Source organism: Agarivorans sp. 2_MG-2023 (genome assembly GCF_030548085.1).
GTDB lineage: Bacteria > Pseudomonadota > Gammaproteobacteria > Enterobacterales > Celerinatantimonadaceae > Agarivorans.
On record NZ_JAUORQ010000017.1, the window covers coordinates 34647 to 50730 of the forward strand.

Genomic DNA, 16084 nt, shown 5'->3' on the forward strand with positions numbered 1-16084 from the left:
TAAGATGAGTATCTTTTCAGCTTTAAAGAAAATGTTTCAAGCCGCGCCTGTTCAGGCAAAAAGCTATCCAGAAGAGTTATACAATGAGTTTACTATTACCCCTAGCCCTCAGTCGTCAAATGGCCAGTACCGAGTGGCAGCGGTAATTAGTAAAACAATAAATGGCGAGTTAAAAGAACATACATTTATTCGTTCAGACACTTGTGCTAGCTCAGACGATGCGGCCGAGCTAGCAATGCATAAGTGCAAAACCTTTATTGATCAGATGGGCGATCAAATCTTCGACTAAATTTACACGTTTTCAAACAGTCGAGTAAGCACCTGTTTCACTGCGTCAATATCAAAGGGTTTATCCACTAAAGCAGAAACACCGCTTTGGCGAACCCCATCTAACTTGGCGCAGTTATTTTCCGATGTCACCATCAAGGCTGGAATATCACAAAATTTAGGGTGTTGCCTTAAGGCTTCGATTAACGCTGCACCATCCATAACCGGCATGTTGTAGTCAGTAATGACCAAATCAACTTCATTCTGCTCCAAAATAGCTAGCGCTTCTTGGCCATGTTCAGCCACTAACAAATTAACCAATCCAATATTTTCAAGCACCTTAGAGATGTGTCGACGCGCAGTTTGGCTGTCGTCAACGACCAAAATGGTTTTATCGGAAATGTCGAGATTATTAATTACTTGGCTGTCTGGCTCAATGTAACTAATCGTAGCCTGTAAAGCCGCTAACAAGTGAGTAAACTCAAAAGGCTTTGGCAGCATGGCAATAACACCAGCTTGCTTTATCGCGTCTAGAGTATGGTGACAAGCCTCACTAGAAATAAGCATAAATGCAATATCTCGGCTTAAGTCGTTTGCGCGAAGTTGTTGCACTAAATCCGTAGCGGTACCATCGCTAAAGTACATCGAACTTACCACCAAATCTGGTGCCGTTTTAATCGCGAGTTCCAGCGCTTGTTGGCAGTTCTCTGCCATTAAGAAGTTATCAATGCCTGCTTCGTGTAAGCGAGTACGAATGATATTACGCTGCATGTTTGAAGGCTCTACCAATAAGATCGTAAGATCTGCTAACGACAATGATTCCATAACACCCTGTTTGAACTTTCAAATGATGATGTAGTTTACTCCTTTAAAGCCCGCTTTTTTATCGCTAATTTGCTAATCTAGAACTCTTACTTGAAAAACATGCATTTAGTCACCAAATTAAGGCTAAACAATTAACGGAAAACACTATGCAGCCTACACCGTCTGTTATCGATATTAGTTTTGAGAATGCCCAACAGGTACTTATTGAAGGTTCACTAAACCAACCTGTGGTCGCCCACTTTTGGTCTCCTTCTAGTCCGCAATGTGAACCGCTATTTGGCTTGTTGCAGCAAATCCACCAGCAAACCGGTGGTAGTTTTGTTCTTGCTAGAGTGAATATGGATGAGCTTGCACCCTTAGCGCAGCAACTTGGCGTGACTCAAGCGCCAGCAGTCGTCATTCTTAAAGAAGGTCGCCCAGTTGACGGATTTGCCGACATCCCGTCTCCAGAAGAAGTGATGCAAACTATTGTGCGCCATTTACCGCCACCAGAAGAGCAACTTTTTGCTAAAGCAAAAGCCTTGCTGGAAGCCGACCAACAAAGTGAAGCCTTAAGTGTCATTAAAGAAGCACACCAGCTAGCACCGCAACGCAACGATATTATTTTGGTGCTGATCCAGGCCTTGTTAAATAACCAACAAGCCGCCGAAGCAGAAACCTTGCTTAATGCCTTGCCACTTGAAGAACAACAAGCTGATTACCATGAGCTGAAAAGCCAATTAGAGTTATTACAAGCTGCTGCTGAAAGCCCAGAGATTAAGGCTTTGGAAGAAAAGCTTAATGGCAGTGAAGATAGCCCAGAGCTACGCGTAAGTTTAGCCATCCAATACTCACAAGCAGGCCGTAATCAAGAAGCATTAGAGTTGCTGTATGCGATTTTACAAAGCAATCTAGAGGCCGCAGACGGCCAAGTTAAGAAAAACTTCTTAGATATACTGGCGACCTTAAACGGTGACCCACTGTCTTCACAATTTAGACGTAAGTACTTTAGCTTACTGTATTAAGCGAACATCAAAGCGCGCCAAACTAAAAAAGCCAATATCACTGATATTGGCTTTTTTGGGATACTCAAAACAGATTAAACAACTTGAGCTTGTAACTTGGTTTCCGCTTGTTCATTTTGTTGTTTTATCAGTTGCAGTTTATTCTCGTCTAAACGATAAAAGTGCATAACAAAAACTAACGAGATAAAGAACACACCAGGGATAAAGGTATACAGTAAGTTGATCCACGTAATTGCTTGGTTAGATTGTAATTCCGCTCCGCCAACGTAACCGGCTCCAGCTAGTATCCAACCTACCATTGCGCCACCTACTGCAATACCGGCTTTAATCGCAAACAAGTTAGTTGAAAATACCATTCCACTTAGCGAGCGACCGCTGCGCGATTTCTCGTAATCTACAACGTCACTCATCATGCTCCATAGCAATGGCGTGGTACTCATTTGAACCACACTTAGCACTATCATCACCACAAAGATCAACATAATGTTAGTGGGTCCAATAAAGAACATCGACGCTGATAAAATACCAGAGATGCCAATCAGCACTTTATAGGTTTTTATTTTGTCAAAACGCCCTAGTACTGGCGCAGAAGCAAGTGCACCAACAATATTAGCGAGCATGCCAGCCACCATCATCATCGTCGCTAGATCAGGGCGACCCATTACACTATTTACGTAATACATCGTTGAAGCTGCTTTAAGCACAATGCCAGTTAGCAGCACAATATTTAAAATAAACAATACTCGCCACTGGGTGTTTTTCCACAGTAGTTTTACATCACTAAACGTTGAACCTTTCTTCGCTTCACTAGGCTCTGTTGTGTGGTGTTCTTTTGTATTGGCAAAGCAATAGAAAAATAACAACATTGCACCAATGCCCATTATGATCATGGCGCCTAAATAGCCTTTCTGCTCATCTCCTTGCCCAATGTAGTCAACCAAAGGTAAAGCCACTAATGCCACAACTAAACCACCCGCAGTGCTTAATCCAAAACGATAAGACTGCAATGAAACTCGCTGCTTAGGGTCGTTAGTCATAGCGTTAGCCATAGCGCAATAAGGCACGTTAATCGCGGTGTACATTAGGGTAAGCAGAATATACGAGCAGTATGCGTAAATAATTTTGCCGGTAGAGCCTAAATCAGGCGTGTAGAAAGTGATCATACACGCCACGCCAAACGGCACCGCCATCCAAAGAATATAAGGACGAAATTGTCCGTGTTTGGTTCGAGTGCGGTCAACCAACGAGCCCATTAAGGGATCAGTGACAGCGTCGATAAACCGAACCAATAAAAACATAGTTCCCATATGGATAGGTGATAAACCATAAACATCGGTGTAGTAATAAGCCAAAAATAGCATGACAGTTTGCCATACAAAGTTACATCCCGTGTCGCCCAAGCCGTAGGCAATTTTTTCCTTAACCGTTAGGTTAATTGTGCTCATAAAATCTCCGCAATAAAACATGTTTTGTCGAGTAGTATTCTCTTTGACGAAGAATTGTCAGACTATTATGTTAAGGGTTGCGAATATTACGATATATATCTAGTGTGAGGTACAGCAAACTATAGAAAAGTTTTTGTCAGCTAATAAACAGAAACACAAGGTCAAATTAGCGACTTAGGTTAAAGCGAGCCGCTTGTTAGATGAATAAGAGGTTACTTTATTGTGACGGTTTAGATGCCTTAACGACCGCTAGCAAAGCTTGTTGTTGGATTGCTAAGTCTTTTATGGTTTCTTCAGCATTGTCGGCGAGTGTTTCATAATCACCGGTATCGTTGATAGAACAACGTAATTTTTGACCAATTTCAGACAACGACTGGTTAATTTGGATTAATACAGTTTCTGCTGGTGGCTGTTTAGCGGTATTACTATTGGCGGCAGGCGCTTGATTAGCCATAACACCGCTAAAGTAAGAAACGATAAATGGCACACAGTAAGTAAATAGCAGCGCTCCCCAATTAGCCGCGGCGCCATTAATAACAGCCCACTGGTTTATTAGGTTTAATAAAGACCCGACTATTAACGCTACCAGCAGCGCCCGTTTAGCAATTTTTTTGTTCATGTATTCTTCAACCCTCACTCTAATTAACCGAGACCACGCTAACACTTAATCTAAATAGAACTCGTAATAAACATCTAACGCACTATGCAAGCCAGAAAATGCCTCAATAAACAGTTTAGGTAAAATCTCATATTTCACGGTTAATTCATTAACCGGATCAAATACCCCCATGCCATAACGAACTTGTACGCCAGGTAATACATAGGCACTCACCTCAACTTGAGTCGTGCTGCCCGAACCCGCGGTACTTAAGGCTAAATCGTTTAAACCTAGGGTACTTCCCACATTACCGACTAACCCTTCTGCCCTGCCTATTCCCGCACTAAGTAACATAGAAGAAAGAGCATTATCATCCTGTTCGCTGTCGCTTAAGGCCCGGCCGCGCAATAAGTAAGACAACATTTCGTTTTGCGACATAGATGGATCTGAAAACAACGTAACTTGAGGGGCATCAGCTAAACCTACAACTTTAACGCCCACAGTAACACTGTCTGAAATAGTGTCTGGGTTTCTCACCGCTTCAAAATCTAGATAGGGTTGCTCTAAAGGCCCGGTAAACATTAACCAACCTTTTTCTATCAATAAGTTTTGTCCGTAGGCTTTAAAGCTACCATCAACTAATTCAATCCGACCATTGGCTCGCAACGGCTCTAAAGGTTGTTGTTTTAAGTTTAAATGGCCTTTAAGGTTAGTATTAAGGCCTAAGGCTTCTAAGGTAATGGTTTCCGATAATGTGACATTTAGGTCAATCTTGGTTTTCTGTAAGGCAACCGTTTCCGATTGCTCTTCAATCACAATGGCGTCAGATGATTCTGATACGGCTGACTCGGGTAGCGACTTCACTACGATCGCTCCGTCTTCTACCGCAATGGTGCCACTTACATCAATCAGATTATCAGCAAACTTAATACTCACATCTGGAGAAACAGATAAACTGGCATAAGGGTCTACGTTAATGGGGAGTTGACTAGCATCTATATCTAGTTGACCAAACAACTGATTGTTAGGCCAACTAAACTCACCAGTCCACTGAGCGGTTTTCCCGTCGCTATTAAAGCCACCGTTTAAACGCGCTAATTGGTTATCGAAACTCAGCTCTGTGTGCAGTTGCTCTATCGTAAGGGGCACATCAGGACCCGATACCAAACCATTTTCCAATTTAACTTCGCCGAGCAATACCGGTGACTTTAGCTTACCCGATACCTTTACCAAACCATTGATGTCACCATCCAGCTCATCTAACACATTAACAAAAGGCAGTAACGGCGATAAGGTAAGATGATTTAACTGTAACTCACCGTCTATACTTCCCTCTTTATCAATTGAAGCGGCTCCTGAAGTGACTAATTCGCCCAGTTGCTTTGAGCTAAACAAAGCCTGCCAATGTAGTTTTTCATTTTTAATATCTGCGTTTAAATCAAGGGATTCATAAGCTAAAGTTATTTCGCCGCTCTCGGCATCTTGAGTAAGTGAACCAGGGCTTAGTTTAAGCGCTAAACGGGCTGTTTCTGGTGTCCATTGATTCAGCTTCGCAAATATTTCAGCAGACGCCTGTCCTTCAAGATGGAGGTCTTCTGGAATGAGCTTGTTCAGCACAGCAAAATCGAATTGTTTAATGGTAAGGTCCACTTCACTGTTTCCGTCACTCACAAAAGGAGATAACAAACAAAATTCACTTTGCTCTCTAGACCAACAGTGTGTTCCGATAGTGGCCACCGCTTGCTGATAATCTATATCGACGGGGTTAGACAGCGACCAATTGCCGAGTTCGGCGTTAAGGTCAGCTTTGGCTAACTGCCCTTGCCAGCTTTCTAAACCGCCACTACCCGCAAGTTTAACATGGGCACTTCGTTGAGCTTGTTCAACATTAATCGCTAACTGTTGTTTTGTATCTTTGCTGAAATAGTTCAAATCAGCAGTTTGAATAGTCTCTCCGGCCACCAATAACTGCGATATCGCTAAATCAATTTGACCAGTAAAGGCTTCGTCCAAGGATAGATTTCCCTGGGTATTGAGCTTAACTAAAGTGAAATCCTGGTTATTTAACTCGTCACCCGCAATACGCCAAGTGAATACTGGGTTATCAACTGCGCCAGCAACGCTTATATCTGCATCCAGCACACCGCTGTCTAGCCAAGGGAGCTCAGCCAAGTTCTTAGCGTCAACATTAACAGTTACTTCTACGTTTTCAGCATTCGTGTTTGCGTCTGCCTTAACTTGAGTATTAGCCAGATTAAGGTTTAACTTCGCTTGGTGAGCCTGCTTATCTACATCACCCTTGCCCACTAGCTCGATGTTAAGCGGCAAGTTTAACCACTCTCCACTTAAACTGGCTTGCTGTAATTCCCAGAGGTTAGCCACTAGTTTGGCTTTAATGTCACCGTCTAAATCAGGCAGCGCCATTTCCTCGCCTAAGTCAGCCCAATGACTGAGTTGCAAGTTATCTAAACTGATAGCGATCTCTGCGTTCAACTCAGGTTGCCATGCCGCAGAACCGGAAATATTAAATCCACCAATCGCTTGTTGGTCGCGAACCGCTGTTTGCTCGACAACTAAGCCGGTAGCTTCGACTTCATTTGCTTTGCTAGCCTTTTCTTCACCATTCTTTTGACTACTGCCCAATAGGGTCTTGGGTTTTAGCAGTTCACCCTGAATGGCCAGTTGCTCAATTTGCGATAAATCACCAGTGAGTTGGGCGTTTAACCATAGATCTTGCAAGCCAGACAAATCACTTTGCAGCTGCATCTGGTAACCAGACAAATCACCGTCGGCATGCAAGCTAAGCGCGTTAACCGAAAGCTGTTCTGGCAAAACACTAAAAGCTTGCTTTAGCTCTGTGGTTATTTCGAAGGGAATGTTGGTTTTCTGCCAGGCTATATTTAACCCAACTTCTGAAGCGATGAATCCGTCGCTCGACAGTTCGGCATCTAGCTGCTTGCCATCACCTACCAGTTGGAAGTCTACACCTAAGGGCTGCTCGTCAACTTTCATATCCCAACGACCTGCTAAATCAGATGCGTAAAGCTTTTGGAAACCTTGACTCCCCTTTAGTGTTAACTCTCCCCAAGGAGTTATTGCATTTAGCTTTTCTAATTCCAGATAAGAAAAATCTAACTTCCCTATTAGCTCCAGTGAAGGAAACGCCAAGGCAGGCTCACTTAGTGCTAACTCCCCTTGAGTAAGTACTAAGTCATTGACCATCACTTGATAAGGCATCGTCACGTCAGGCACCTCGATAAGCAGAGGAACAAGAGGCTTAGATTCAGATGTCTCGTTAGATGGTTTAGCTGCGCTATCTTGATTAAGCAGTGCTAGTTTCCATTTATCCAAATACAACTGGTCAACACTAATAGTACTTTTCTGCCAGTTGGCTTGAACTTGTAAGCTTTGCCAAGAAATATCAATACCATCAACGGTAATTGCAGCGTTATTTAATGCTAAGCGGTTTAACACAAAGGGGAAAGGTGGTGTCCACGGTCCGGTACTGGATTCTACCGGTGGTTCAGGGTCGTCAATGTTAGAGGCTGCAGCCATGGCCGCGGTATCAACGGCAACCAATAATTTTGTGCTTAACAACCTTTCTACACAAAGCTGAGTTTTACTCATACATACCCAATCTAAGGCGAGATCAAGATCGGCCAGCTCTACACGCAACCCGGCTTGTTGCCAAATAACCTGTTTTGCTGAAATGCCTTTATATAAGTTTCCGTCTGGCTGGGTAATGGTCAGTCCATCAACCAAGTTACTCACTTTTCCTAAAATCCACTGAGTACTAGGAGTTAACGATAAACCGAGAATCAGACAAAATAACAGCGCGCTAATTGAAACCAGCAAGTACTTTAAAGCTTTAAAAATCATAAATCAGGCCCTAACGAGAAGTGGACACGCCATGGATCCGATTCATTTTGTAAACCTTTTGCCACGTCTATCCGCAGCGGACCAATTAAGGTAAGCCATCGAATACCCATTCCCACGCCAACCGACACAGGCTCTGAGAAATCATTAGTTGCAGTACCCGCATCTACAAAGGTTGCCCAGCGCCATTTTTCAGCAAACTGATAATTGTATTCTATGCTTCCCACAGTGAGGTATTTACCACCAATCAGTTGGCCTTCTTCGTTTTTTGGGCTAATTGTTTTGTAATCGTACCCGCGTATACTTTGGTCACCACCGGCAAAGAAACGCATAGACGCTGGAACGTCAGTAATGTCTTCGGCCAATATTCCACCAACGTCTGCACGCAGTAACAGTCGATGGTTTTGGTAAGAGCGGAGCCATTTTCCAATAGTGGCTAAGCGCAACATTTCAACATCAGAGCCCCAATATGGATGCCCGACTTCCACACTGGCTTGAAGGTTATCTCCCCAATATGGATCTAATCCACCGCGCGTACGTAAGCGAGCAAAGTTAAAACCAGGCAGCACCAAATCGGTAACATCAAACTGGTCTGCCTGACGATATTCCTCGTGTTGCCACTTAAGGAAAATGGAAGGCTTCCAGTCGTTATCCCAGCGCCACTGCCTAGTGGTAGACACAACGGTCTTTTCACTTTCAGTATCGTTAGTTTTTTCGCGAATGTAGCCGGTTTGAATATCAAGGTAATCATCAACCGGATTGTTCATGGGAATACGGTATACAAACAACGCGCTTTGTTTTGGCTCGGCAGCTTCAATTTCAAAGGCAATGCTATGGCCTTTATCGTTTACCCAAGGTCGAGTCCACTTTAACCGTACCCGCGGGCCAATATCAGTAGTGATACCCCCACCCACTTCAAAGGTGTCTCGAGGCTTTAGTGCCAATCCCACCAATAAATCTATCTTGTCGTCGTGGCGATTTTCTAGATCTGGCCTTACTGATATGACTTGGAAGTAGTCAGTCTCACCCAGGCGTTGATTAAACTCCCCGACTTTTTTCGAATCATAACGATCTTGTTTGTTAAACTCGGCAAGATTAGCAAAAATTGTTTTAGGTAAATCGGGATTGGTAAATATGATGTCGCCGAAACGATAACGATGACCGGAGTCATAACTTAAATAAATACTGGCTGTGTTTTCTTTAATACTGATTTTCACTTCGGATTGGTGGTACTCAGCGTCAAAATATCCATATCGCGCGGCCAGTCGATTAAACTCTGACTTTAAGCCATCATAAGCAGCGTGAGAGAACACTTGCCCATCAGCTAGCCCACTCTTTGTTACAGCGCTAGTGAATCGACTGTCTTTGTTGGCTTCGCCTTCAAATGTAAAGTCGAATTTGCTTATCACTAAGCGTTCGCCTAGTTCCACCTCAACCAAGTAAACATCTTTTTCTTTCTCGCTAACATCTATTTTGCTTTGGTAATAACCCAACGCGCGCAAGGCACGTTTAGTTTGTTCAGCACTGGCAGATGAGATGCGACGTACGCTACTGTTTTCTGGGAAAGTTTGTGCTTCCAAATACACTTTTACGTTATCTTTGGTTTCGCCTGATAATCCTTGGTAATCAAAATCAATCGCTGTTACCGAAGCGGTAAACAAAACTAGCAATATCGGCCACAAGCGAAAAAACAATTGCACTCTTCCTCGAATAAACATCCATGAATGCTTAAGTTTAAAGATTTTTTTACAGTTTAAAACTACTTATCTAGGTAAGCTCTAATAATCGAGCTAAAAACGTATAAAGGTGTTTCTAAATGGATAAAAAATGGCCAAAACCGGTGTTAGGTTTAGCGGGATATAGCGGAAGTGGAAAAACCACCTTACTAAGCGCCCTCATTCCTCTACTTAAACAACGAGGGCTTGAGGTATCGGTGATCAAGCACAGCCACCACCAATTAGAATTAGATAAACCAGGTAAAGATAGCCACCAGTTTGTTACTGCTGGCGCGAGCGAAGTGATTTTGGCTTGCCCTCACAAGCGCTACCACTTTAGCAAACAGCAACAACACGACGAGATACAAGAGCAACTACATTGGGTTAACTGGCAGGCTTGTGATCTTGTACTAGTAGAAGGTTATCGCCATAGTCAAATACCCAAAATTGAAGTACATAGGTCTGCGCTAAACAAACCTTTGCTGTCTTTAAACGATGCTCAAATTATTGCCATTGCTAGTACCGACGAACTAAGTAGCCATCTACCAAAATTTGATTTAAATGATCCCAAGGCAGTGTGTGATTTTATTGTGACCTATACTAACAGTGAAAAAATAGTGAAATAGAATCATTCACTTAAAGGTCTATAAACTGACACTACCGTTCAGAGAATTAAATATGAAACCAAATAAACTGATTGTTGTTGCGGTGCTTGCCGTTGTTGTCTGCCTGATATGGTGGTTTGATTTAGGACAATGGCTTAATTTCGACACAATTAAGCAAAGCCAAGCAAGCTTGCAGGCTAACGTAGAACAACATTTCCTTATTTCGATTATCGGTTACTTTTTCCTATATGTATTTGTAACTGCCTTCTCCATCCCCGGAGCTGCTCTATTAACACTGTTAGCCGGCGCTTTATTTGGCGTTGTAAATGGTGTGATTATGGTGTCGTTCGCCAGTACCATTGGTGCTAGCTTGGCGTTTATTGTGGCGCGCTATTTAGTTAGAGACAGTCTAGAGCAACGCTATGCTGAAAAACTAAAAAGCATTAATAGCGGTATAGAAAAAGAAGGCGCGTTTTATCTATTAAGCTTACGTTTAATCCCAATTTTTCCGTTCTTTCTTATTAACTTAGTTATGGCATTAACTAAGCTACCATTAAAAACATTTTACTGGGTAAGCCAATTAGGTATGTTCCCGGCCACTGTTGTATATGTAAATGCTGGAACCGAGTTAGCGAAGCTAGACAGTTTATCTGGAATCTTATCTCCTTCATTATTGGTTGCCTTTACCCTACTAGGCATTCTGCCTTATATCAGCAAAGCCATCCTAAATGGCATTAAGCAGCGTAAAGTGTATGCGCCTTTTAACAAACCCAAAACCTTTGACAATAACCTATTGGTAATTGGCGCTGGCGCTGGCGGGCTGGTGAGTTCATACATTGCTGCCGCGGTTAAAGCTAAAGTCACCTTAGTAGAAAAACATTTAATGGGAGGTGACTGTCTAAACACAGGATGTGTCCCATCTAAAGCCTTAATCCGCAGCGCAAAGTTTGCATATGAAGCGAAAAATGCTGAAAACTTTGGCTACGAGAAAGTAGACGCTCAAGCTAACTTTACAAAAGTGATGGAGCGAGTACATCAAGTAATTAAGCAAGTAGAACCACATGACTCTGTAGAGCGTTACACAAAGCTGGGCGTTAACTGTGTACAAGGAACAGCCCATATTCGTAGCCCATGGGAAGTTGAGATAGATGGTAAAACAGTAACCACGCAAAACATTGTTATTGCTACCGGTGCTCGCCCTCTTGTGCCCCCTATTCCCGGCTTACAAGATGTTGATTTTTTAACCTCTGATACCTTATGGCAACTAAGTGAACTGCCTAAAAAGCTATTGGTATTAGGCGGCGGTCCAATTGGTTGTGAACTGACCCAAAGTTTTGCACGATTGGGCGCTCAAGTAACCCAAATAGAAATGGCTGACCACTTATTGATCCGCGAAGACCTTGAAGCGAGTAAGCTACTTGAAGAACAGTTTACCAAAGAAGGTATTGAACTGATGTTGGGCTGGAAAGCCATTAGCTTCCACAATAACAACCAAGTACAAAGCGTTAAGCTGACTAAAGGTGAAGAGCAACAAGAAATAGAGTTTGATAAGGTCATTCTCGCACTAGGTCGCGTAGCAAATACCAAAGGATTCGGCCTAGAAGAACTCGGCGTTGAAAACTCGGAACGCGGCACAGTAGCGGTTAATGCTCACCTGCAAACAAACTTCCCTAACATATACGCTGTAGGCGATGTGGCAGGCCCCTACCAATTTACGCACTTTGCCGCACACCAAGCGTGGTACGCTGCAGTTAATGCGCTATTTGGGCGTTTTAAGAAGTTTAAAGCTGACTACTCGGTAATACCGGCGGCAACCTACACCTACCCTGAAGTTGCTCGCGTAGGGATCAATGAACAAGACGCGAAACTACAAGGGATTGCTTACGAGGTAACAGAGTTTCAGCTAGAAGAGCTAGACAGAGCAATCGCAGAGGGAGCAACCAATGGCTTTATTAAAGTACTCACCGTACCCGGTAAAGACAAAATATTGGGTGCGACAATTGTAGCTGAACACGCCGGTGAATTATTAGCAGAGTTTACCTTGGCAATGAAACATGGTTTAGGCCTAAACAAGATATTGGGCACGATTCACGCCTACCCGACTATGATGGAAGCCAATAAATATGTAGCCGGTGAATGGAAGCGCAATCACGCTCCAGAGAAGGTGTTATCGTATTTAGAGAAGTTTCATAAATGGACAAGAAAGGCCTAAGCTTTAGGCCTTGGTAATAATGGTCAGGCTATTTCCGTTTCAGCCTGGCCAACAAACAATCTCTCTTCAAATATCTCCGGCTCAAGCGCTTCGCTAAAATAGAATCCCTGATACACAGTACAACGACGATATTTAAGAAACTCTAGTTGGTACTCCGTTTCTACCCCTTCAGCAATCACTTCTAGGTCTAAGTTTTCTGCCATAGAAATAATAGTAGTAATAATGGCACACTCACTACCACCACTTTGTAACTCACTAACAAATGACTTATCAATTTTTAAACAGTTAATTGGCAGCTTGTTAAGGTAGGCCAGCGATGAGTACCCGGTACCAAAATCATCTACTGAGAAACGTACACCAATATCGCGCAAAGCTTGAATCTTTTCTACGGTATCTTGAACATTATCTACCAATACACCTTCGGTAATCTCTAATTCAATTAACTTAGGATCACAGCCCGAGGCATGAATAATAGCTAAACTTTCTTTAACAAAAGTGTCCCGGTGGAACTGATTAGGACTTACGTTGATCGACAGGGTTTTAAAATTATCGGGTAAGCCGCGGTCTTGCCAGGTTTTAAGGGTTTCGCAGGCACTGCGCATTACCCATTCACCTAGCGTCACGATAAGGCCAGTCTCTTCGGCAAGAGGAATGAAGCGGCCTGGCGAAATCCAGCCCATTTTGGCATCAAACCAACGTAGCAATGTTTCTGCGCCCACCATTTCATAATTGTCGTTATAACGCGGTTGAAAGTAAGCCACCATGTCTTCGTTTTCTAAGGCTTCTCGCATCATTCGTGTAAGTACGTGGCGCTCTTGAATTTCGTCAGCCATTTTGTCTGAGAATACATGCACGCTTGAACGTTCATTATCTTTACCGTGGTAAAGTGCAATATCCGCTTGGCGTAAAATCTCAGTAGCGTTGTTGTCATGATTAGGGAATAGCGCAACACCAGTAGTCAAATTTAACGAAATTTGATTACCTTTGATCACGAACTCTTTATGAATAACTCTACCGAGATGCTCAGCCATTTTTCTGGCAAGTTCTTGAGCTTCTTCTCTATTACTAGACAGATTAGGAACCAATAAGGCAAATTCATCACCACCTAAGCGCGCCACAGTTTCTGAACTACTGCGCCCTTCGCGTAAACGGTGGGCAATTAACCGTAGCAGTAAGTCCCCTGCGGCATGACCAAGCATATCGTTAACATTTTTAAAGTGGTCGATGTCTAAGTAAATTAACGCACCGACTTTATTGCTCTTGCGGCCTCGCTCAATTTCTAAATCTAAGTTTTCAAGAAGCTTACGGCGATTCGACAAACGAGTAATATCGTCATGTGATGATTGGAAACGCACAAGCTCTTGCGCTGAGCGTACTTCTGAGATATTGGTTTGAGTACTAATGACCCGCGATGGCAGTCCACGCTCGCTGCGCTCTACTACCATGCCTCGAGATAGTACCCATAGGTAATGGCCATCTTTATGTTTAACCCTATGCATCGTTTCATAAACTTTGTTTTTCTTTTTAAGGTGTTTACGAAGTTCATTTAAGGTTTTGTCTAGATCATCGGGGTGAATGCGAGATTCCCACTCTTCAATCTTTTCACCAATTTCACGCTCTTGATAACCAAGCATGGCTTTCCACTGAGGTGAATAATAAACAGTGTTTGTTATCAGGTTCCAATCCCAAATACCGTCGCCAGATCCACTTAAGGCGAACTGCCAGCGCTGTTCACTGCGTTGCAATTGAGCAAAACTAGTGTGAATACCACTGGCCATTTTTCCAATAGCGTTTTCTAAAGCACCAATTTCGCCCTGACTCTTAGCGTTAATATTGGCGTTATTATGCGTTTGAATTTGCTTAGTGCGCCCTACTAATTTGTTAATAGGCTTAACCAGCATTCTATTTAGCATCAATACCAGTAACAGCATGGCGACTGCCATATAGACAAAGGTTTTTACTGCTTCGTCTAAAATAATTTGGCGCTTAACTAACCAGGTGTTTTTAAGATTATAACTAACGAAGATGGCACCTTGATCAGCTCTGCGTAAGCTGTCTTCTCTTGGTCCCATATCTAGCGGCAAATACAAATTAACCTGCCATTGCTCTGGCAAAACTTGAGTCACTGGAGAACGTTTGGTTTTAACTTGATTAAACAACTCGCTGTTAAAGTAGTTGGCGTTATCGGCAGCAAACAAGCTTTTTTCTGCTCGTTTATTTGAAAGCTGGACCAAGCCCTGCGGATCAATAACTTGTAAGGAATCTAGCTGTTGATTGAGTGCGACTAAGGTTAGCTGCCGTTCAGCAATATCCCACTGATGACGGGACAAACTGTCTGACAAACTTTGTTGCAATTGATAACCAATATGCAGCAAACGTTGGCTTGCGTGATCAGCCATTTTATTCTGTTGCTCGTTTAAGGTTCCCAGCAATAACAAACCTTGGGCAATAAGCAATAATACCAACGCCAAAATGGGTATTACTACACTGAGAGATATACGTTTAAACTTAAACACCAGTTAACTCCATCAACCACTGACTGTTGAAGTTACGAGACAAATCAGGAGCTCGATGAATTAATTCTAGCTCAGCCATTCGTTGCGCTTTTTCTTGGGCATGCCCTAAGATAAATTTGCTAGAAAACAAGGCGATACTTTGTTGAGCGTTAAGTACTTGAATCTTGCTGTAGGCTTGTCTTACTTCTTTGCTATATAACTGAGTGCGTTTAGCAATTAATTTAAACCCTTCTCGTGAGTGCTCTTCTAGCCAATTATTTGCAGCATAGAAATTAGTCAGCAGCTTTGAAACCTGTTGGCGTTTATTTTGTAGTACCGCCGTTCTTACAACTAACACACGATAGTAAGGTTGGCCCTGAGCAGCACTTTGATAAAGGACATTGGCCGATAAATTGTCTACCAAGCGGCTTTGTATAGGACCAGAGGTCATTACTGCACTTATTTCACCTCGGCGAAATAAGCCTAATTGCTCATCCAGCTTTGCTTCAACGAGAACAAAATCATCGGCATTTACGTCAGTATCTTTTAGCCAATCGTCCATCACTAGAGAGGCAACCGATAAGCTTTCATAGCCGATGCGTTTACCCTTAAGTTGAGTTATGTCGTTAATAGGCTGTTGAGTGACTAAGGCATCCCCGCCTACGCTGCGATCAATTACCGCAACCACAGTTAAATCTACACGTTCAGCTAAAAGGCTAATCACTTCAGTGAGGCTTAAAAATGCAGCATCTACTTGTGCACTTTTTAAAGCATGCATTACATGACTTGGCGTGGTGAGTTCATTAACTTGATACTCGTCTGAACCGGGGTAAGCCAGTTGCTTAGACAGGTAAATGGGTTCGAAACCCAACCACGGCGATACGGCAACACGTAGCTGTTGGGTTTGATTTTGACAAGCAACCAACAAGTAGCCGAGTACAAATAACAGCCCTTGTTTGAAATAACTATTTAATAAAAGCGAAAGTTTCATATCCCTGCGTAGTGCTTTACTCGTCCTGAGTACACAACCAAAACTGATGTA

At 42.9% G+C, this 16084-nt stretch carries 11 protein-coding genes; 4 read left to right on the plus strand and 7 right to left on the minus strand.

What is annotated here, in order from left to right; all coding sequences use genetic code 11:
* Positions 1 to 4 precede the first annotated feature (4 nt).
* Complete coding sequence (locus Q4549_RS19685; protein ID WP_303516483.1) at positions 5 to 289, plus strand: HlyU family transcriptional regulator; 285 nt, start codon at positions 5 to 7, stop codon at positions 287 to 289.
* A 2-nt stretch (positions 290 to 291) separates the two neighbouring features.
* Here the strand turns inward: Q4549_RS19685 and Q4549_RS19690 are convergent, their stop codons facing one another.
* Positions 292 to 1092, minus strand: a complete 801-nt coding sequence (locus tag Q4549_RS19690; protein WP_137674561.1) for a response regulator — start codon at positions 1090 to 1092, stop codon at positions 292 to 294.
* A gap of 146 nt (positions 1093 to 1238) precedes the next feature.
* On the opposite strand from Q4549_RS19690, the gene Q4549_RS19695 reads away from it, so the two are divergent.
* Entirely contained in the window at positions 1239 to 2096 is an 858-nt protein-coding gene (locus tag Q4549_RS19695) for a tetratricopeptide repeat protein (protein WP_303554119.1), read from the plus strand.
* Between the two features lie 74 nt (positions 2097 to 2170).
* Here the strand turns inward: Q4549_RS19695 and Q4549_RS19700 are convergent, their stop codons facing one another.
* From Q4549_RS19700 to Q4549_RS19715, 4 genes are all read right to left on the minus strand, one after another.
* Positions 2171 to 3541, minus strand: coding sequence for a glycoside-pentoside-hexuronide (GPH):cation symporter (locus Q4549_RS19700; RefSeq protein ID WP_303554118.1), 1371 nt, complete (start codon positions 3539 to 3541; stop codon positions 2171 to 2173).
* 217 nt (positions 3542 to 3758) lie between these two features.
* Entirely contained in the window at positions 3759 to 4160 is a 402-nt protein-coding gene (nrtS, locus tag Q4549_RS19705; protein ID WP_303554116.1) for a nitrate/nitrite transporter NrtS, read from the minus strand.
* Between the two features lie 45 nt (positions 4161 to 4205).
* Complete coding sequence (locus Q4549_RS19710; protein ID WP_303554114.1) at positions 4206 to 8018, minus strand: translocation/assembly module TamB domain-containing protein; 3813 nt, start codon at positions 8016 to 8018, stop codon at positions 4206 to 4208.
* Entirely contained in the window at positions 8015 to 9733 is a 1719-nt protein-coding gene (locus tag Q4549_RS19715) for an autotransporter assembly complex family protein (RefSeq protein WP_303554112.1), read from the minus strand. Before Q4549_RS19715 ends, Q4549_RS19710 begins: the two co-directional genes overlap by 4 nt.
* A 98-nt stretch (positions 9734 to 9831) precedes the next feature.
* On the opposite strand from Q4549_RS19715, the gene mobB reads away from it, so the two are divergent.
* Positions 9832 to 10356, plus strand: coding sequence for a molybdopterin-guanine dinucleotide biosynthesis protein B (mobB, locus tag Q4549_RS19720; RefSeq protein WP_303554110.1), 525 nt, complete (start codon positions 9832 to 9834; stop codon positions 10354 to 10356).
* Between the two features lie 52 nt (positions 10357 to 10408).
* The gene (locus Q4549_RS19725) at positions 10409 to 12547 is read left to right on the plus strand and encodes an FAD-dependent oxidoreductase (protein ID WP_303554108.1); all 2139 of its coding nucleotides are present in this window, start codon (positions 10409 to 10411) and stop codon (positions 12545 to 12547) included.
* 23 nt (positions 12548 to 12570) lie between these two features.
* Here Q4549_RS19725 and Q4549_RS19730 read toward each other — a convergent pair whose 3' ends face one another.
* Together Q4549_RS19730 and Q4549_RS19735 are read right to left on the minus strand one after the other, a co-directional pair.
* The gene (locus Q4549_RS19730; protein ID WP_303554106.1) at positions 12571 to 15063 is read right to left on the minus strand and encodes an EAL domain-containing protein; all 2493 of its coding nucleotides are present in this window, start codon (positions 15061 to 15063) and stop codon (positions 12571 to 12573) included.
* Positions 15056 to 16033, minus strand: a complete 978-nt coding sequence (locus tag Q4549_RS19735; protein ID WP_137674552.1) for an ABC transporter substrate-binding protein — start codon at positions 16031 to 16033, stop codon at positions 15056 to 15058. Before Q4549_RS19735 ends, Q4549_RS19730 begins: the two co-directional genes overlap by 8 nt.
* Positions 16034 to 16084: the final 51 nt, after the last annotated feature.